Origin of the sequence: Pseudomonas sp. OA65, from assembly GCF_017498305.1 — a bacterium.
In the GTDB taxonomy this organism is placed as follows: domain Bacteria; phylum Pseudomonadota; class Gammaproteobacteria; order Pseudomonadales; family Pseudomonadaceae; genus Aquipseudomonas; species Aquipseudomonas zanjanensis.
This window is the reverse complement of record NZ_JAGDEZ010000014.1, coordinates 112863-132193: the sequence shown is the minus strand read 5'-3', so window position 1 is coordinate 132193 and position 19331 is coordinate 112863. Positions and strand designations below refer to the sequence as shown.

The following is a 19331-nucleotide window of genomic DNA, read 5'->3' as shown; positions in this document are numbered from 1 at the left end:
CTGCGTGCAGGTCAGTAGCTGCTTTCCGGCAAGCTGGCGATGATCGAGCGGTAGCTGTTCATCCGTTGCTGATGCACGCGGCCTTCTTCCAGGGCCTTGAGCAGGGCGCAGCCAGGTTCGCGGTCGTGCTTGCAGTCGCGGAAGCGGCAGGTACCGATCAGCTCGTTGAACTCAATGAACCCGGCTTCGACATCGGCCCGGCTGACGTGGCCCAGGCCGAATTCGCGGATACCCGGCGAGTCGATCAATTCACCGCCGCCAGGGAAGTGGAACAGCCGCGCCGTGGTGGTGGTGTGGGTGCCTTGGCCGGACAGCTCGGACAACGGCCCGACGCGGGTCTCGACTTCCGGCAGCAGGCTGTTGACCAGCGAAGACTTGCCGACGCCGGACTGGCCGACGAACACACTGATGCGCCCGTCCAGTTGCTGTTGCAATTGCTCCATGCCGTTACCGTGGTGGGCCGAGACTTCCAGCACTGGGTAACCCAAGTCCCGGTAGACCGACAGCAGGGCGTTCAGCGCCGGGGCGTTGTGTTCGTCGATCAGGTCGAACTTGTTGAGAAGCAGCAACGGGCGGATGCCGGCGTGCTCGGCAGCCACCAGGTAACGGTCGATCAGGTTGGCATGGGGCTCGGGCAACGGCGCGAACACGATCACGATCATGTCGACGTTGGCAGCCACGGGCTTGAGCTGGCCTCGGCTGTCCGGGCGGCACAGCTCGGTGTGGCGCGGCAGTTGCGCGACAATCACGCCGATGCCCTGGTTGCCGGCACGCCAGACCACCTGGTCGCCCGTCACCAGCGCCGGCAGGTTGGCGCGCAAGTGGCAGCGGAACACCTGGCCGGCCAGTTCGCCTTCCTGGGCTTCGACCTCGACCTGCACGCCGAAGTGGGCGATCACCAGGCCGGTCTGTTCAGGACCCAGGTCGCCCCCCTCCAGGGCTTCGACAGCACTGGATTCGCGTTTGGCGGCGCGGGCGGCGCGCTCACCCTGGATCTTTTCGATGCGCCAGTTTTGACGACGATTGAGTTGGCGTTTGGCCATGGGTGTTCCGTATGAAGAAATACAGCGAATAGGGTAAAACGGCGGCGAGTTTAGCACGCCCAAGGGGCTGCCTAAGCTAAACTGCGTGGCTACGCCGAGGAGCTTCCCTATGCAAAACCCGCAGAACCTGATCTGGATCGACCTGGAAATGACCGGTCTGAACCCGGATACCGACGTCATCATCGAAATGGCCACCATCGTCACCGACAGCGACCTCAACACCTTGGCCGAAGGCCCGGTGATCGCGATCCACCACAGCGACGAGATCCTGGCTGGCATGGACGAGTGGAACACGCGCCAGCACGGCGGCTCGGGCCTGACCCAGCGCGTGCGCGAGAGCACGATCAGCATGGCCGAAGCCGAAGCCCAGACCCTCGCCTTCCTGGAGCAATGGGTGCCCAAGGGCAAGTCGCCGATCTGTGGCAACAGTATTTGCCAGGACCGACGCTTCCTTTATACCCACATGAAGTCCCTGGAAAGCTACTTCCACTACCGCAACCTGGACGTCTCCACCCTCAAGGAACTGGCCGCCCGCTGGGCACCTGAAGTGCGCGACAGCTTCCAGAAGGGCAGCACCCACCTGGCCCTGGATGACATCCGCGAGTCCATTGCCGAGTTGCAGCATTACCGCAAGCACTTCATCAAGTTCTGAGTCGCCCCTTCAAGCGGCTGGCGAGAGAGTTTTGGGAGCAGGACTTGTGGGAGCAAAGCTTGCTCGCGAAACAGGCGACTCGGTCCCGGAAGACCGCATCGCCTTCATCGCGGGCAAGCCTTGCTCCCACAGATCTCCTGGCCGCAGGTTCCTTGTTTGGCATGGTCAATGGCTGCCCTCTTTTGGTGCCAGCCCAAACTGGCTAGACTGCGCGCCTTCTTGTATGGACCGCCATCATGTTGCTGATGCTTTATCTGATCGCCATCACCGCTGAAGCCATGACCGGCGCCTTGTCTGCCGGGCGGCGGGGCATGGACTGGTTTGGCGTGGTGCTGATCGCCTGTGTCACGGCGCTGGGTGGCGGCTCGGTGCGCGATGTGCTGCTCGGTCATTACCCGCTCACCTGGGTCAAGCATCCGGAATACCTGGTGCTCACCACCGCAGCGGCGATGTTGACGGTATTCCTGGCGCGCTGGATGCGCCATCTGCGTTCACTGTTCCTGGTGCTCGACGCCGTGGGCCTGGTGGCATTCACCCTGATCGGTTGCATGACGGCCCTGGAAATGGGCCATGGCATGCTGGTGGCGTCGGTCAGCGGGGTGATCACCGGGGTGTTCGGTGGCATTCTGCGGGACATCTTCTGCAACGATATTCCGCTGATCTTCCGTCGCGAACTCTACGCCAGCGTCTCGTTTGCCGCGGCGTGGTGTTATCTGCTGTGTGTGTTCCTGCAACTACCGAACGAGCAGGCGATCCTCATCACCTTATTTGGCGGTTTCCTGCTGCGGCTCCTGGCGATTCGCTTTCACTGGGAAATGCCGAAGTTCGTCTACAACGACGAGGTCTGACGCTCGGCATGTTGGCGCAACGCCCATTCCACATGCTCGCGCACCAGCTCCGACGGATAGTCCCGCCGCGCCTCCAGCGCTTGCAGCACGGGAATCGTTGACGGCGCATTGCCCAGGCCCACCGCCAGATTGCGCAGCCAGCGCTCGTAACCGGCACGGCGCAACGGCGAACCCTCGGTGCTGCTGAGGAATTTCTCTTCGTCCCACATGAACAACTCGGCCAGCCCGGCGTTGTCCAGGTTGTGCCGCGGCTTGAAGTCGCTTTCCCCAGACGGCCGGGCGAAGCGGTTCCACGGACAGACGATCTGGCAGTCGTCGCAGCCGAACACCCGGTTGCCGATCAGTGGCCGCAATTCTTCGGGAATGGCGCTTTTCAGCTCGATGGTCAGGTAGGAAATGCAACGGCGGGCATCGAGCACGTAGGGCCCGACGAAGGCATTCGTTGGGCAAATGTCCAGGCACGCGGTGCATTTTCCGCAATGCTCGGTGCCGTGGGGCGGGTCGATGGGCAGCGGCAAGTCGACGAACAGCTCGCTCAGGAAGAAATAACTGCCAGCCTTGCGGTTCAATACCAGAGTGTTTTTACCGATCCAGCCCAGGCCGGCTTGTTCGGCGATGGCTTTTTCCAGCACCGGTGCGCTGTCGACGAAGGCGCGATAACCAAAGGGACCGATGACCGCCTGGATTTTTTCCGCCAATTGCTGCACGCGTTTACGGATCAATTTGTGGTAATCGCGGCCCAACGCATAACGTGAGACGTAGGCTTTTTCTGGTTGGTCGAGCATGTGCGCCATTTGCGTGTCGCCCGGCAGGTAGTCCATGCGCAGGGACACCACCCGCAGCGTGCCCGGCACCAGTTCGTCGGGGTGCGAGCGTTTGCTGCCATGGGCGCCCATGTAGTCCATTTCGCCGTGGTAGCCGGCCTCGAGCCAGCGTTGCAGGTGTTGCTCGTGCTCGGCCAGGTCCAGGCCGCTGATGCCGACCTGCTGGAAGCCCAGCTCGCGGCCCCATTCCTTGATGGATTGGGCGAGGGCGGGGAGGTCTGTGGGAATGGCAGGCATGAGGCGAGAGAAACCAGAGCTGAGATGCGTATAATTCTGCCAGACATCGGAGCCCGAAGACGCATGCCGCACACTAAAGATGATTTTCCCGACGCGCTGTACAGCGCCGCGCAGGTCCGGGCCCTCGACGCACAACTGATCGCCGCGGGTACTGCCGGTTTCGAACTGATGCAGCGTGCTGCCCGCGCCACCTGGCGCGCCATTGTCCGACGCTGGCCTGACGCCCGCGAGCTGACGGTGCTGGCCGGTCATGGCAACAATGCCGGCGATGGCTACCTGGTCGCGACCCTGGCCCGGCGTGCCGGCTGGTTGGTGCGGGTACTGACGGTGGGCGAGCCCCGGCGATTGCAGGGGGATGCCGCCAATGCCCACGCTGAGGCGGTGGCGGTGGGCGTGCCGATGGAGCTGTGGTCGGATGAGGCTGAGTTGCGCGGCGTGTTGCTGGATGCACTGCTTGGCACGGGCTTGAGTGGTGATGTGCGCGAGCCTTATGTGCGGGCGATCGATACGATCAATGTCAGCGGCCTGCCAGTCGCGGCGGTGGATATCCCCTCGGGCTTGTGCGCCGACACGGGGCGGGTGCTGGGCACCGCGGTGGTGGCCGACCTCACCGTGACCTTTATTGGCTTGAAGCTGGGCCTGTTTACCGGCGAAGCGGCGGACCGGGTCGGTGAGCTGGTGTTCAACGACCTGCACGCCGATCCAGATATTGTTGACGCGGCACCGGCCAGTGCCCGATTGCTCTCACCCCATAATCTGCCACGTCTGACGCCACGCGCCGCCACGTCCCACAAAGGCAAATTCGGTCACGTGCTGTTGATCGGTGGTGACCGGGGCTTTGGCGGCGCCATCCAGATGAGTGCCGAAAGCGCCCTGCGCTGCGGGGCGGGCATGGTTTCGATGGCGACCCGCAGCGAGCATGTGGCCGCCGCGCTGACGCGTTTGCCGGAAGTCATGGTGCAGGGCACCCATTCGGCGAACCAATTGATGGGCTTGCTCCAGCAGGCCAGCGTGCTGGTGGTCGGGCCGGGCCTGGGCCAGGCCGCCTGGGGACGCAGCCTGCTGTCGGCCGCAGCCAATGCGCCACTGCCGCAAGTGTGGGATGCCGATGCGCTGAACCTGCTGAGCGCCCGCGATGTCCGTCTGCCTGAACATTGCGTGATCACCCCGCATCCGGGCGAGGCGGCGCGGCTGCTGGAGATATCCACCGCCCAGGTGCAGGCCGATCGTCCAGCGGCGGCCCGTGCCTTGAGCCATAAATACACCGCCACAGTGATTCTCAAGGGGACCGGCAGCCTGGTCGCCAGCCCGGACGGTCGCCTGGCAGTCTGCGGCCAGGGCCATCCGGCCATGGCCACCGCCGGCCTGGGGGATGTGCTGGCTGGCGTGGTTGGGGCCTTGCTGGCCCAGGGTATGGAAAGCTTCGAGGCCGCGTGCCTGGCGGTCTGGCTGCATGCCAATGCCGGAGCCCAGGTTGGTCGCTCGGGCCGGGGATTGGCGGCGACCGATCTGATCCCGGCCATTCGTCAGTTGTTGGAGGAGCATTCACCGTGTCTGAAGTAACCCTGTACGTGGCGGACGAACAAGCCATGACACAATTTGGCGCCCGCATCGCGCAGATCACTGCCGGCCACGGCCTGATTTTTCTCGAAGGCGACCTCGGCGCGGGGAAAACCACCTTGTCCCGTGGCATCATTCGCGGCCTCGGGCACGTCGGCTCCGTCAAGAGTCCCACGTTCACCTTGGTCGAACCCTACGAGATCGGCGACATTCGCGCCTTCCATTTCGACCTGTATCGACTGGTGGATCCTGAGGAACTGGAATTCCTGGGTATCCGCGATTATTTCGAAGATGACGCCTTGTGCCTGATCGAATGGCCCCAGAAGGGTGCAGGCTTTTTGCCAAAGCCCGACCTGACCATTACCATTGGCGCGCAGAACGGCGGGCGTTCGCTGAAACTGACGCCGCAAGGCTCCCGTGGTGAGTCGTGGTGTGCCGCTTTGGCATTGGAAAACTAATTGATGATGGGGTTTGGTATGCGCTTTCGCGCGGTGGTTGCTGTCGTAGGACTGTTGCTTACGGCACTGGCCGTCGATGCTGTGGCTGAGACAAAGGTCAACAGCGTTCGCCTCTGGCGGGCGCCGGACAACACACGGCTGGTGTTCGACCTGACCGGGCCGGTGCAGCACAGCGTATTCACCTTGACCGCCCCGGATCGCCTGGTGATCGACATCAACGGTGCCTCCCTGGGCGCGCCGCTGAACGTGGCTACCGCCAATACGCCGATTACCGCGATGCGCTCGGCCCAGCGGACGCCGACAGACCTGCGGGTGGTCATCGACCTGAAAAAAGCCGTGACCCCGAAAAGCTTCACCCTGGCGCCCAACGCCCAGTACGGCAACCGACTGGTGGTTGACCTGTTCGACAACCCGGCCGATGCCGACCCGCCGCCACCGCCGCCGACCAAAGTTGCCACGGTGCCCGCGGTGCCGGTGACCCCGACCGAGCCTGCGCTCAAGCTGCCACCGGCCCCGGCCGGCAAGCGTGACATCATCGTGGTGATCGATGCCGGTCACGGCGGCGAGGACCCGGGGGCCTCGGGCTCGCGCGGGCAACGTGAAAAAGACGTGGTGCTGGCCATCGCCCGTGAATTGCAGCGCCAGGTCAACGGCATGAAAGGCTTCCGCGCCGAACTGACCCGCACCGGCGACTATTTCATTCCTCTGCGCGGTCGTACCGAGATCGCCCGCAAGAAGGGCGCCGACCTGTTCGTCTCCATTCACGCCGACGCCGCGCCTTCGAAAGCCGCGTTTGGGGCCTCGGTGTTTGCCCTGTCCGACCGTGGCGCCACGTCCGAAACCGCCCGTTGGCTGGCCGACAGCGAAAACCGTTCCGACCTGATCGGCGGTGCCGGCAACGTCAGCCTCGACGACAAGGACCGCATGCTTGCCGGTGTCTTGCTCGATTTGTCGATGACGGCCTCGTTGACTTCCAGCCTGAATGTCGGCCAGAAAGTCCTGAGCAACATCGGTCGTGTCACGCCGCTGCACAAGCAGCGCGTCGAACAGGCCGGGTTCATGGTGCTCAAGTCGCCGGACATCCCGTCGATCCTGGTGGAGACCGGCTTCATCTCCAATTCAAACGAGGCGTCCAAGCTGTCGTCCTCCAGCCACCAGCAGGCCTTGGCCCGCTCCATCAGCAGCGGCGTGCGGCAGTTCTTCCAGCAGAACCCACCGCCGGGCACCTACATCGCCTGGCTGCGGGATTCCGGCAAGATCGCCCAGGGGCCACGGGACCACCGCGTCAACCCTGGCGAAACCCTGGCGATGATTGCCGTGCGCTACCAGGTGTCACCCGCCACCTTGCGCAGCGCCAACAATCTCAAGAGCGATGAGCTCAAGATTGGCCAGACCTTGACCATTCCGGGCAACGAAGTGGCGGTCAAGCAATGAGTGACGAAGTGATCGGCAGCACCGCCCGCATCGAGCTGCTCAGCCCCCGGCTGGCGAACCAGATCGCCGCCGGGGAAGTGGTCGAGCGTCCGGCGTCGGTCATCAAGGAGCTGCTGGAAAACAGCCTCGACTCCGGGGCCAAGCGCATCGATGTGGATGTCGAGCAGGGTGGCGTCAAGCTGCTGCGGGTACGCGACGACGGTGGCGGTATTTCCTCCGACGACCTGCCGCTGGCCCTGGCGCGTCACGCCACCAGCAAGATCCGTGATCTGGAAGACCTCGAACGGGTCATGAGCCTGGGTTTCCGGGGCGAGGCACTGGCGTCCATCAGTTCGGTGTCGCGCCTGACCCTCACCTCTCGCACCCGTGACGCCGAGCAGGCCTGGCAGGTCGAGACCGAAGGCCGCGACATGGCCTCTCGCGTCCAGCCCGCGGCCCATCCGGTGGGCACCTCGGTGGAAGTGCGCGATTTGTTCTTCAACACCCCGGCCCGGCGCAAGTTCCTCAAGGCAGAGAAGACTGAATTCGATCACCTGCAAGAAGTCATCAAGCGCCTGGCCCTGGCGCGTTTTGACGTGGCGTTCCATTTGCGCCACAACGGCAAGACCATCCTCAGCCTGCACGAGGCCCGCGACGATGCAGCCCGCGCCCGGCGCGTGGGCGCGGTGTGCGGAGCGGGTTTCCTGGAGCAGGCCTTGCCCATCGAGGTGGAGCGCAATGGCCTGCACCTGTGGGGTTGGGTCGGTTTGCCAACGTTCTCCCGCAGCCAGGCGGACCTGCAGTATTTCTACGTGAACGGCCGGGCGGTGCGCGACAAACTGGTGGCTCACGCGGTGCGCCAGGCCTATCGCGACGTGCTGTTCAATGGCCGGCATCCGACCTTCGTGCTGTTTTTCGAAGTGGATCCGGCGGTGGTGGACGTCAATGTGCACCCGACCAAGCACGAGGTGCGTTTCCGTGACGGGCGCATGGTCCACGATTTTCTCTACGGCACCTTGCACCGCGCCTTGGGCGATGTACGTCCGGAAGATCAACTGGCGGCGCCGGCGGCAGTGGCGGGCATGGTCCGGCCAACGGGGCTGGAGGCGGGCGAATTCGGGCCCCAGGGCGAAATGCGCCTGGCGGCCAACGCATTGCTGGAGCAACCCCAGCCTCAGCCGAGCTACAACACGGCCGGCAACGGTGCCGGCAGTGGCTATCAATATCAATACACCCCGCGCCCGCAATCCAACGTGCCGGCAGCAGAGGCCCAAGCGGCCTATCGCGAGTTCTTCAAGCCGTTGCCGGAAGCCGGCGCGGCGGCGATGCCCGATGGCCAGGGCGATATCCCGCCGCTGGGCTACGCCCTGGCGCAACTCAAGGGCATCTATATCCTCTCGGAAAATGCCCAGGGCCTGGTCCTGGTGGACATGCACGCCGCCCATGAGCGGATCATGTACGAGCGCCTGAAAATTGCCATGGCCAGCGAAGGCCTGAGCGGCCAGCCGCTGTTGGTGCCCGAATCCCTGGCCGTCAGCCAGCGCGAAGCCGATTGCGCCGAAGAGCATGGGGCCTGGTTCCAACGCCTGGGCTTCGAATTGCAGCGCCTGGGTCCGGAAACCCTGGCGATCCGCCAGATTCCGGCCTTGTTGAAGCAGGCCGAAGCCAATCGCCTGGTCAGCGACGTGCTGGCTGACTTGATGGAGTACGGCACCAGCGACCGGATCCAGGCGCACTTGAACGAACTGCTCGGCACCATGGCCTGCCACGGCGCGATCCGCGCCAACCGGCGCCTGGCCCTGCCGGAAATGAACGGCCTGCTGCGGGACATGGAAAACACTGAACGCAGCGGCCAATGCAACCATGGCCGGCCGACCTGGACCCAATTGGGCCTGGACGACCTGGACAAACTGTTCCTGCGCGGTCGTTGATGAGCCAGTTGCCCCCCGCGATTTTCCTGATGGGACCGACCGCCGCCGGCAAGACCGACCTGGCCATCGAGTTGACCAAGGTCTTGCCCTGCGAGTTGATCAGCGTCGATTCGGCCCTGGTCTACCGGGGCATGGACATCGGCACCGCCAAGCCGTCGAAAGAACTGTTGGCTGAATTTCCCCATCGCCTGATCGACATCCTCGACCCGGCCGAGGCCTATTCTGCCGCGGATTTTCGCCGCGATGCCCTCCAGGCCATGGCCGAGATCACCGCGCGGGGCAAGATTCCGCTGCTGGTGGGCGGCACGATGCTGTATTACAAGGCCTTGGTCGAGGGGCTGGCGGACATGCCGGCAGCCGATCCCGAGGTGCGCGCGCAGATCGAAGAAGAGGCCGCGCGCCTTGGCTGGCAAGCCCTGCACGAGCAATTGGCGGTGATCGATCCGGAGTCGGCGGCGCGTATTCACCCCAATGACCCGCAGCGGCTCAGTCGGGCCCTGGAGGTTTATCGGGTCAGCGGCCAGAGCATGACCGCGCTGCGCCAGCGGCAATCTGCGCAAAGTACTGAAGCAGCCGCTTCGGGACTGCAACAATTGCCCTATACTGTCGCGAATCTGGCCATCGCTCCGGCGAACCGGCAAGTGCTGCATCGGCGAATTGAACAAAGATTCACATTAATGTTGGAACAGGGGTTCATAGACGAGGTCGTAGCCCTGCGTGAGCGAAGTGACCTGCATGCCGGGTTGCCGTCTATACGTGCGGTAGGTTATCGACAAGTCTGGGATTACCTGGACGGCAAGCTGACGTCAGCCGAGATGCAGGAGCGTGGGATCATTGCCACGCGCCAATTGGCGAAACGCCAGTTCACCTGGCTGCGCAGCTGGACTGACCTGCATTGGCTCGACAGTCTCGATTGCGACAATCTGCCACGCGCCTTGAAATACCTCGGGACCATCTCCATATTGAGCTGAGTCCTTGCAATTGCCGTCTATCCTTGGGGGTGTGACGGCCCAAGCCATCTGATTCCGATTTTTATTATTGATCCTTAAAGGAGTGCGGCACATGTCAAAAGGGCATTCGCTACAAGACCCTTACTTGAACACTTTACGTAAAGAGAAAGTTGGGGTGTCCATCTATCTGGTCAACGGGATCAAACTGCAAGGCACGATCGAGTCTTTCGACCAGTTCGTCATCCTTCTGAAAAACACCGTCAGCCAGATGGTCTACAAGCACGCGATCTCGACAGTGGTGCCAGTCCGTCCAATTCGTCTGCCTAGCGCAACCGAATCCGAAGGCGGTGACGCTGAACCAGGTAACGCCTGATAGGAGCCTCCTTTGTTCTTTGAGCGCCACGGTGGTGGTGAACGGGCCATTCTCGTTCACTTGGATGGACAGGACCCTGAGGCGCGCGAAGATCCGCAGGAGTTTCAGGAATTGGCACTTTCGGCCGGCGCCGAGACCGTCGCGTTTTTCAACGTGCCGCGTCATCGGCCAACCGCCAAGTTCCTGATCGGCAGTGGCAAGGTCGAGGAGTTGCGCGACCTGGTCAAGGCCGAGCAGGTCGATCTGGTGATTTTCAATCACATCCTCACGCCCAGTCAGGAACGTAACCTCGAACGTGTCTTCGAGTGTCGCGTGATCGATCGCACGGGGTTGATCCTCGATATTTTCGCCCAGCGCGCCCGCACCCATGAAGGCAAGCTCCAGGTCGAACTGGCCCAGCTTGAGCACATGAGTACGCGGCTGGTTCGCGGCTGGACTCACCTTGAACGGCAGAAAGGCGGTATTGGCCTGCGCGGCCCGGGTGAAACCCAGCTGGAAACCGACCGACGCCTGTTGCGGGTTCGCCTGCGCCAGATCAAGGGGCGGCTGGAAAAGGTCCGCAGCCAGCGCGAGCAGTCGCGCCGCGGCCGCAAGCGCGCGGATATCCCGACGGTTTCACTGGTGGGTTATACCAACGCCGGCAAATCGACCCTGTTCAACAATGTCACCCAATCCGACGTCTACGCCGCCGACCAGTTGTTTGCCACGCTCGACCCGACCCTGCGCCGGCTCGACCTGGATGACCTCGGGCCGATCGTGCTGGCCGACACCGTGGGCTTCATCCGTCATTTGCCGCACAAGCTGGTCGAGGCTTTCCGGGCTACGCTCGAAGAGTCGAGCAACTCCGACCTGCTGCTGCACGTGATCGATGCCGCCGAGCCGGACCGGATGCTGCAGATCGAGCAGGTGATGGTGGTGCTGGGCGAGATCGGAGCCCAGGACTTGCCGATCCTCGAGGTATACAACAAACTCGATTTGCTCGAAGGCGTGGAGCCGCAGATCCAGCGCGATGCCGATGGCAAGCCGCAACGGGTCTGGCTGTCGGCTCGTGATGGCACCGGCCTGGACCTGCTCAAGCAGGCCGTGGCCGAGCTGTTGGGCAACGATCTGTTTGTCGGCACCCTGAAGTTGCCGCAACGTTTCGCCCGGCTGCGTGCGCAGTTTTTCGAGCTGGGGGCGGTGCAAAAAGAAGAACACGACGACGAAGGCGTCTGCCTGCTGGCTGTTCGCCTGCCTCGGGCGGAGCTCAATCGGCTGGTCAGCCGCGAAGGGCTGCAACCGATGGAATTCATCGAGCAACACACTTTGCAATAAAAGCCTGAGAAAGCGGTGTCAGGCATTCTGTAGCATTGGTCGGCGCGCCGTGGGTGCGTCTTTGCTTTATCAGATGGAGAGCGCTATGGCTTGGAATGAGCCGGGTGGCAACTCGAATAATCAGGATCCTTGGGGTGGCAAGCGTCGTAACAACGGCGACCGCAAGGGGCCGCCGGATCTCGACGAGGCCTTCCGAAAGCTGCAGGAAAGCCTGAACGGTTTGTTCGGTGGTGGTAAAAAACGTGGTGATGAGGGCGGTGGTCGCTCGGGCAAGGGCGGCGGTTTCGGCCTGCTCGGCATCGGCCTCGTCGTGCTGGCGGCTGTCTGGCTGTACAGCGCGGTCTATGTCGTGGACGAGCAGGAACAGGCCGTGGTGCTGCGCTTCGGTAAGTACTACGAGACGGTTGGCCCGGGCCTGAATATCTATTTCCCGCCGATCGACCAGAAGTACATGGAGAACGTCACGCGTGAGCGGGCGTACACCAAGCAGGGCCAGATGCTCACGGAAGACGAGAACATCGTCGAAGTGCCGCTGACCGTGCAATACAAGATCACCAACCTGCAGGACTTCGTGCTGAACGTCGACCAGCCGGAGATCAGCTTGCAGCACGCGACCGAAAGTGCCTTGCGCCATGTGGTGGGTTCCACCGCCATGGACCAGGTGCTGACCGAAGGTCGCGAGCTGATGGCGAGCGAAATCAAGGAGCGTCTGCAACGTTTCCTCGATACCTATCGCACCGGTATCACCGTCACCCAGGTCAACGTCCAGAGCGCAGCGGCACCGCGTGAGGTCCAGGAAGCCTTCGATGACGTGATCCGTGCCCGTGAAGACGAGCAGCGTTCGCGCAACCAGGCCGAAACCTATGCCAACGGCGTCGTGCCGGAAGCCCGTGGCCAGGCCCAGCGCATCATCGAGGATGCCAACGGTTACCGCGATGAAGTGGTCTCCCGTGCCAAGGGTGAGGCCGATCGCTTCACCAAGCTGGTGGCCGAATATCGCAAGGCCCCTGAAGTGACCCGCCAGCGTCTGTACCTGGACACCATGCAGGAAGTCTTCAGCAACACCAGCAAGGTCCTCGTGACCGGCAACAAGAACGGCCAGAGCAATCTGCTGTACCTGCCGCTGGACAAGATGGTCGAGAGCGGTCGCAACACCAGTACGCCACCGGCCAGTTCGACGGCGGCCAGCAATGAGGCCAGCACCCGTGCGGCGGCGGACCTGCAACAACAGCAAGCACGTACCAGGGAGAGTCGCTGATGAGCAATAAATCGCTGATCGCCCTTATTGTCGGTGTCGTCGTGGCGATCGCTGCCTGGAACTGCTTCTACATCGTGGCTCAGACCGAGCGCGCGGTGTTGCTGCAATTCGGTCGCGTGGTCCAGGCTGATGTCCAGCCGGGGCTGCATGTGAAGGTGCCGTACGTCAACAAGGTGCGCAAGTTCGACGCCCGCCTGATGACGCTGGATGCGCCGACGCAACGCTTCCTGACGCTGGAAAAGAAAGCCGTGATGGTGGACGCCTACGCCAAGTGGCGCGTGAAGGATGCCGAGCGCTTCTACACCGCGACCTCGGGCCTCAAGCAGATCGCCGACGAGCGTCTGTCCCGTCGTTTGGAATCGGGCCTGCGTGACCAGTTCGGTAAGCGCACGTTGCATGAAGTCGTGTCCGGTGAGCGTGATGCGCTCATGGCCGACATCACCCGTTCGCTGAATGCGATGGCGGAAAAAGAGCTGGGTATCGAAGTGGTCGATGTCCGGGTCAAGGCCATCGACCTGCCGAAGGAAGTGAACCGCAGCGTGTTCGAGCGGATGAGCACCGAGCGTGAGCGTGAAGCTCGCGAGCACCGCGCCAAGGGTAACGAGCTGGCCGAAGGCATCCGTGCCGACGCCGATCGCCAACGCCGCGTGCTGCTGGCCGAAGCCTATCGTGAATCGGAAGAGGTCCGGGGTGATGGTGATGCCCAGGCCGCTGCGATCTACTCCAAGGCCTACGGTCAGGATCAGGAGTTCTACGCGTTCTACCGTAGCCTGCGTGCCTACCGTGAAAGCTTCGCGAACAAATCCGACGTCCTGGTCCTGGACCCAAGCAGCGACTTCTTCCACTACCTGGAAAAGTCCAAGCCTTGATGCGGCGTTGACCTGAAGCACTCCGCCCGGCGGCTAAAACGTCGGGCGGGGTGATCCTTTGGGAAAACGTGTGTATGATGCGGCAGCCGGGAAATTCCCGGCTTTTTTGCGTCTGCACGTTCGATTGCGGTTTATAGGTGCAGGCGTCGGGTTGAACGACTCGACAGATTTTTCGAGGGAAGTGCCGGGCGAGGCCGATTGTGGGCCATTCGTCACGTCGCTCTTGCGCGTTTTTTGTCCAAGGTGCGCGCCTGGCGCAGGCATTTTCTGCTTCACTCAAGGCCAGTCCGAAAGCTGGCCGCCCGGACCATAGGGGAATGGCGTAATGGCAACGGTAGACCGCTGGCTGCTGCCAGATGGCATCGAAGAAGTACTGCCACCGGAAGCTGCGCGTATCGAAGTAGCGCGTCGGCAGGTGTTGGATCTGTTCCAGAGCTGGGGTTACGAGTTCGTCGTCACTCCGCATATCGAGTACCTGGAATCCCTGCTCACCGGCGCGGGCCAGGACCTGGACCTGCGCACCTTCAAGGTAATCGATCCGCAGTCGGGTCGGCAGATGGGCTTTCGTGCCGACATCACGCCGCAAGTGGCGCGCATCGACGCCCACACCCTGCGCCGCGAGGGCCCGAGCCGCCTGTGCTATGCCGGCAGCGTGCTGCATGCCCAGCCGCGTGCCTTGTCCTCTTCGCGCAGCCCGATCCAATTGGGCGCCGAGTTGTATGGCGATGCCAGCCCGAGCAGCGACGTGGAAGTCATCAGCCTGATGCTGGCCATGCTGCGACTGGCTGACGTGCCGGATGTCCACATGGACCTGGGGCATGTCGGCATCTATCGCGGCCTGGCCCGTGCGGCCGGTTTGTCCGGCGAAGTGGAGCAGCAACTGTTCGATGCCCTGCAGCGCAAGGCCATCGACGAAGTCATCAGCCTGACCGAGGGCCTGCCGGCCGATCTGTCGGGCATGCTGCGGGCGCTGGTGGACCTGTGTGGCGGGCGTGAAGTATTGGCTGCGGCCCGTGAACGCCTGGCCCATGCGCCGGCGCCGGTGTTGGCCGCGCTGGACGACTTGCTGGCAATTGCCGAGCGTCTGTCGGTGCGCTTCCCCGAGTTGCCGCTGTATTTCGACCTGGGCGAGTTGCGCGGTTATCACTATCACACCGGTGTCGTGTTCGCGGTGTTCGTACCGGGCGTGGGGCAGTCCATCGCCCAGGGCGGCCGTTATGACGACATCGGAGCGGACTTCGGTCGCGCCCGTCCGGCGACCGGTTTCTCTACCGATTTGAAAACCCTGGTGACCCTGGGGCGTGCTGAAGTCGAGCTACCGTCTGGCGGTATCTGGATGCCTGACAGTACGGATGCGGCACTCTGGCAGGCGGTCTGCCAGTTGCGCAGTGAGGGTCAGCGTGTTGTCCAGGCTTTGCCAGGGCAGCCTTTGGCCGCCGCCCGTGAAGCGGACTGCGACCGGCAATTGATTCAGCAGAACGGGCTTTGGCAAGTATTGCCGCTGGCTTCTTGAGTTTTCCCGCCGGCCGAAGCCGGCACCAAGTTTGCGCGAATGAGGACAAGTGTTATGGGTAAGAATGTCGTAGTCCTGGGCACCCAGTGGGGTGATGAGGGCAAAGGCAAGATCGTTGATCTGCTGACCGAACATGCTGCCGCCGTAGTGCGCTACCAGGGTGGCCACAACGCAGGTCACACCTTGGTGATCGACGGTGAGAAAACCGTCCTGCACCTGATTCCGTCGGGCGTGCTGCGCGAAGGCGTCCAGTGCCTGATCGGCAACGGTGTGGTGGTTGCGCCCGACGCCTTGCTGCGGGAAATCATCAAGCTGGAAGAAAAAGGCGTACCGGTGCGCGAACGCCTGCGTATCAGCCCGTCTTGCCCGCTGATCCTGTCCTACCACGTTGCGCTGGACCAGGCCCGTGAAAAGGCCCGTGGCGAGCTGAAGATCGGCACCACCGGTCGTGGCATCGGCCCGGCCTACGAAGACAAGGTGGCCCGTCGTGGCCTGCGCATCGGTGACTTGTTCCACCGTGAGCGTTTCGCCGCCAAGCTGGGTGAGTTGCTGGACTACCACAACTTTGTCCTGGTCAATTACTACAAAGAACCGGCCATCGACTTCCAGAAAACCCTGGACGAGTGCATGGAGTACGCCGAGCTGCTCAAGCCGATGATGCTCGATGTCACTGCCGAGCTGCACGAGCTGCGTCGCGCCGGCAAGGACATCATGTTCGAAGGTGCCCAGGGTTCGCTGCTGGACATCGACCACGGTACCTACCCGTACGTCACCAGCTCCAACACCACTGCCGGCGGCATCGCCACTGGTTCGGGTTTCGGTCCTATGTACCTGGACTACATCCTGGGCATCACCAAGGCCTACACCACGCGCGTCGGTTCGGGTCCATTCCCGACTGAGCTGTTCGATGACGTCGGCGCCTTCCTGGCCAAGCGTGGTCACGAGTTCGGTGCTACCACCGGCCGTGCCCGTCGTTGCGGCTGGTTCGATGCCGTCATCCTGCGTCGTGCCATCGACGTCAACAGCATCTCGGGCCTGTGCCTGACCAAGCTGGACGTGCTGGACGGCCTGGAAACCATCAACATCTGCGTGGGCTACAAGAATCAGGACGGCGCCGTCATCGACGCACCGACCGATGCCGACAGCTACATCGGCCTGGAGCCGGTGTACGAGCAGATGCCGGGCTGGACCGAATCGACCGTGGGCGCCAAGACCCTGGAAGAGCTGCCGGTGGCCGCGCGCAACTACATCAAGCGCGTCGAAGAGTTGGTCGGCGCGCCGATCGACATTATTTCGACGGGGCCGGACCGCAACGAAACCATCGTTCTGCGTCATCCGTTTGCTTGATAAGTCGTTGATGTAAAACACAAAGGCCCCTCGTTTGGGGCCTTTGTCGTCTCTGTGGGTCGAACGGCACGACCTTTGCTATGCATCGTTAATAATAAGTACTTCTTTGAAGTGCCATCAATTTAATGGCGTTTAGTAGAGGGATTCCCCTGTGTCGGCCGTTCTCTCACTGTTACAAAGCCGTCTGTTGCGGCCTGTGTTCGTTACCCTGGGTATCGCCCTTTTGGTGCAAGTTCTGGTGGCCGTCGCGCTGACTCGAAGCACGGTCACCGCGTTGGAGGCCGAACTAGGGGCTCGGCTGGGGGTTGATAGTCAGAAATTGTCTGGCGAGCTGGAGCAGGCTGGGCGCGAGGTCACCTCGAGCCTGGATAGTTTGTCTGCCAGTACTCGTCAGCGCCTTACCGTCGGTTTGTCGGCGCGCCTGAAGGACGAACAAGCGCAGTTGCGCAGGACGCTCGAGCAATCGCTCAAGGACTCCGCCAATGATATGGCGCAACTCCTGGCATCCGTTGCGCCGCGCGCGATGTGGGATAACGACGTGCCCACCCTCTCTGAATTCGCCCGTCGGGCCCAGCGCAATCCCAACGTGCTGTTCGTCATCTATGACGACGCCAACGGTGAGCACTTGACTCGCTACCTGAACCGGGAAAACCCGATCAACAAGGCGCTGCTGGAGAAGGGCAAAGGCGAGCGGGCGTTGGACAAGGTGCTGGACGCGGCGAAGAACGATCCGTCTGTGTATTACCTCGAGGCCTCGATCAACCCCAACGGCGTAGAGATCGGCAAGGTCTTGATGGGGGTTTCCACGGCTTCCGTTGAAACCGACCTGAAGGCGTTGGACCAGCGCTTCGCGGCCTTGATCGCCAGCAGTGATCAATTGGTCGGCGACAGTCTCAAAGGCGCGGCGGCTGACAGCGCCACCGCCATGCGCGGTCGCCTGGAGTCGGCCCAGGCCACGGCCACGCAGATGCAAACCAATACCGCCTCCACTGTTCAGGAAGCCGCAGGCACTTTGCGCTGGCGCATTGGCCTGGGCTTGGCGCTGGTGGGCTTCGGCGTGCTGGCGCTGCTGGCCGTGGTGCTGGGGCGTCGGGTGGTCAATCGCTTGAAGTTGCTGATCGCGGCCATGAACGATCTGGCGGCGGGCGAGGGCGACCTGACCAAGCGGGTGCAAATCAACAGTAAGGACGAAATCGGCGACATGGCCTCGGCGGTCAATCGCTTTGTGGATAAGTTGCAGCCCATCGTGCGCGAGGCGGGCGATGTGGCCCAGCGTACCGGTGTGGAAATTGGCGCTATGACCTTGCGCAACTCCGGCGCCGATGCGGCGGCCGGGATGCAGCGCGATGAAGTGGCCGAGAGCCTGCGTGCGCTGTCGCAAATGGCTGACGAAGCTCAATCGGAAAGTCAGGCAATGCAGGCGGCACTGCAACAAGTGGTGGAAATCCGCCAGGCCACCGATGAAAACACGCGGACGTCGGCCAAGGTCGGGGGCTTGATCGAGGCGCTGGCTGGTCAGGTGGACACTGGGGCGAAAGTGATCGAACGGCTGGCGCAGCAGAGCGAACAGATCGAAGTGGTGCTGACCGTGATTCACGGCATCGCCGAGCAGACCAACTTGCTGGCCTTGAACGCAGCCATCGAGGCGGCGCGTGCCGGGGAAACCGGGCGCGGTTTCGCCGTGGTGGCGGATGAGGTGCGGGCGTTGGCGAGCAAGACCCAAAGCTCGACGGGCGATATCCAGGCGCACATCGTGGCCTTGCAGCAAGGCGCTCGCGAGGCGGTGGCCGCCATTGGCCAGGCCGGGCGCCAGGCCAGTGAGGGCTTGTTGGTGCTGCGAGACAGTGCGCGGTTGCAGCAGTCGGTGCAGGCGTCCGTCGAGCAGGTGCATGCGGCCATCGGTTTGGCGACCCAGGCGGCGGCCCATCAAGCCCAGGGCGCGCAAGCGGTGCGTGGGCGGGTGGAAACCATCCATGCCCAGGCCGAGAAGGCGGCTCAGGCTGTGGTGGAGACCACCGCCAGCGGCAAGGTGCTGGACAGTCTGGCGGCGCAGTTGAAGGCAAGTTTGGGGCAGTTCAGGGCTTAGCGTTGTTTGAGCCGGCCTAATCGCGAGCAGGCTCGCTCCCACAGGGGGATTACAGTGAACGCAGAATCTGTGGGCGCTTGAGGTCAACTGTGGGAGCGAGCCTGCTCGCGAAAGCGGTTTCAATGCCTCGAATGCATTCGTGTCTGCTTTCCAATACCCAGAAACGCAAAAACCCGCTTTCGCGGGTTTCTGTGAGGTTCAAGGCTGTAACCTTGAAGCTTGAATTGGTGCCCAGAAGAAGACTCGAACTTCCACGACCTTGCGGTCACCAGCACCTGAAGCTGGCGTGTCTACCAATTTCACCATCTGGGCAGCATCTTCAGCGTTGCCGCTGTTGATGTCGCGCACTATACGGAGCGCGTTTTGATCTGTAAACCCCTGTTTTTGTTTTAGTAATTGCCAAGCGCAAATCCAGGGGGCAGAAATGCAAAAACCCGCTTTCGCGGGTTTTTGTTGAGCTTGCAAGCCATTGACCTGCTGCTCGAAATTGGTGCCCAGAAGAAGACTCGAACTTCCACGACCTTGCGGTCACCAGCACCTGAAGCTGGCGTGTCTACCAATTTCACCATCTGGGCAGTATCGGCAACGTGTGTACGTCGTCGATGGCGCGCACTATACGGAGCGTGTTTTTAACTGTAAACCCCTGCGGAGAAAA

The 19331-nt window shown here is 62.5% G+C and carries 16 protein-coding genes and 2 tRNA genes; 14 read left to right on the top strand and 4 right to left on the bottom strand.

What is annotated here, in order from left to right:
• Positions 1-11 precede the first annotated feature (11 nt).
• Positions 12-1043, bottom strand: coding sequence for a small ribosomal subunit biogenesis GTPase RsgA (gene rsgA, locus J3361_RS14710; RefSeq protein WP_072407102.1), 1032 nt, complete (start codon positions 1041-1043; stop codon positions 12-14).
• Positions 1044-1152: 109 nt separating this feature from the next.
• Here rsgA and orn point away from each other — a divergent pair, with 109 nt between their 5' ends.
• Both orn and J3361_RS14700 read left to right on the top strand, forming a co-directional pair.
• Positions 1153-1695: an oligoribonuclease gene (orn, locus tag J3361_RS14705; protein ID WP_053117888.1), complete on the top strand. Its 543-nt coding sequence runs from the start codon at positions 1153-1155 to the stop codon at positions 1693-1695.
• Positions 1696-1928: 233 nt separating this feature from the next.
• Positions 1929-2543 carry a trimeric intracellular cation channel family protein gene (locus tag J3361_RS14700; RefSeq protein WP_170866829.1) on the top strand — a complete coding sequence of 205 codons (615 nt, stop codon included), beginning with the start codon at positions 1929-1931 and terminating at the stop codon, positions 2541-2543.
• Here J3361_RS14700 and queG read toward each other — a convergent pair.
• Positions 2525-3604, bottom strand: a complete 1080-nt coding sequence (gene queG / locus J3361_RS14695) for a tRNA epoxyqueuosine(34) reductase QueG (RefSeq protein WP_207965192.1) — start codon at positions 3602-3604, stop codon at positions 2525-2527. The genes J3361_RS14700 and queG overlap by 19 nt on opposite strands.
• Positions 3605-3667: 63 nt before the next feature.
• On the opposite strand from queG, the gene J3361_RS14690 reads away from it, so the two are divergent.
• The 12 genes from J3361_RS14690 (at position 3668) to J3361_RS14635 (ending at position 18676) form a co-directional block, all read left to right on the top strand.
• Positions 3668-5167 carry an NAD(P)H-hydrate dehydratase gene (locus J3361_RS14690; protein ID WP_207965191.1) on the top strand — a complete coding sequence of 500 codons (1500 nt, stop codon included), beginning with the start codon at positions 3668-3670 and terminating at the stop codon, positions 5165-5167.
• Positions 5155-5622: a tRNA (adenosine(37)-N6)-threonylcarbamoyltransferase complex ATPase subunit type 1 TsaE gene (gene tsaE / locus J3361_RS14685; RefSeq protein ID WP_003197219.1), complete on the top strand. Its 468-nt coding sequence runs from the start codon at positions 5155-5157 to the stop codon at positions 5620-5622. Before J3361_RS14690 ends, tsaE begins: the two co-directional genes overlap by 13 nt.
• A 3-nt stretch (positions 5623-5625) precedes the next feature.
• Positions 5626-7056 carry an N-acetylmuramoyl-L-alanine amidase gene (locus tag J3361_RS14680; RefSeq protein ID WP_186707988.1) on the top strand — a complete coding sequence of 477 codons (1431 nt, stop codon included), beginning with the start codon at positions 5626-5628 and terminating at the stop codon, positions 7054-7056.
• Entirely contained in the window at positions 7053-8966 is a 1914-nt protein-coding gene (gene mutL / locus J3361_RS14675; protein WP_207965190.1) for a DNA mismatch repair endonuclease MutL, read from the top strand. Before J3361_RS14680 ends, mutL begins: the two co-directional genes overlap by 4 nt.
• Positions 8966-9937 (top strand): tRNA (adenosine(37)-N6)-dimethylallyltransferase MiaA, encoded by a 972-nt coding sequence (gene miaA / locus J3361_RS14670; protein ID WP_207965189.1) that lies wholly within the window; start codon positions 8966-8968, stop codon positions 9935-9937. The genes mutL and miaA overlap by 1 nt, the downstream gene beginning before the upstream one ends.
• Positions 9938-10028: 91 nt before the next feature.
• Positions 10029-10289 carry an RNA chaperone Hfq gene (gene hfq / locus J3361_RS14665; protein ID WP_003186419.1) on the top strand — a complete coding sequence of 87 codons (261 nt, stop codon included), beginning with the start codon at positions 10029-10031 and terminating at the stop codon, positions 10287-10289.
• Positions 10290-10301: 12 nt separating this feature from the next.
• A complete protein-coding gene (gene hflX, locus J3361_RS14660; RefSeq protein WP_003197227.1) occupies positions 10302-11603 on the top strand; it encodes a ribosome rescue GTPase HflX in 1302 nt (433 codons plus the stop codon).
• Between the two features lie 85 nt (positions 11604-11688).
• On the top strand, positions 11689-12861 hold the full coding sequence (gene hflK, locus J3361_RS14655; RefSeq protein WP_186707980.1) for an FtsH protease activity modulator HflK: 1173 nt from the start codon (positions 11689-11691) through the stop codon (positions 12859-12861).
• Positions 12861-13730 (top strand): protease modulator HflC, encoded by an 870-nt coding sequence (hflC, locus tag J3361_RS14650; RefSeq protein WP_207965188.1) that lies wholly within the window; start codon positions 12861-12863, stop codon positions 13728-13730. The genes hflK and hflC overlap by 1 nt, the downstream gene beginning before the upstream one ends.
• A 325-nt stretch (positions 13731-14055) precedes the next feature.
• On the top strand, positions 14056-15243 hold the full coding sequence (locus J3361_RS14645; protein WP_207965187.1) for an ATP phosphoribosyltransferase regulatory subunit: 1188 nt from the start codon (positions 14056-14058) through the stop codon (positions 15241-15243).
• Between the two features lie 54 nt (positions 15244-15297).
• Positions 15298-16590, top strand: a complete 1293-nt coding sequence (locus tag J3361_RS14640; RefSeq protein WP_003186407.1) for an adenylosuccinate synthase — start codon at positions 15298-15300, stop codon at positions 16588-16590.
• Between the two features lie 151 nt (positions 16591-16741).
• Positions 16742-18676, top strand: a complete 1935-nt coding sequence (locus tag J3361_RS14635; RefSeq protein ID WP_207965186.1) for a methyl-accepting chemotaxis protein — start codon at positions 16742-16744, stop codon at positions 18674-18676.
• A gap of 225 nt (positions 18677-18901) precedes the next feature.
• On the opposite strand, the gene J3361_RS14630 is transcribed toward J3361_RS14635, so the two are convergent.
• Positions 18902-18988, bottom strand: a tRNA-Leu gene (locus tag J3361_RS14630).
• 176 nt (positions 18989-19164) lie between these two features.
• A tRNA-Leu gene (locus J3361_RS14625) sits at positions 19165-19251 on the bottom strand.
• Positions 19252-19331 lie beyond the last annotated feature (80 nt).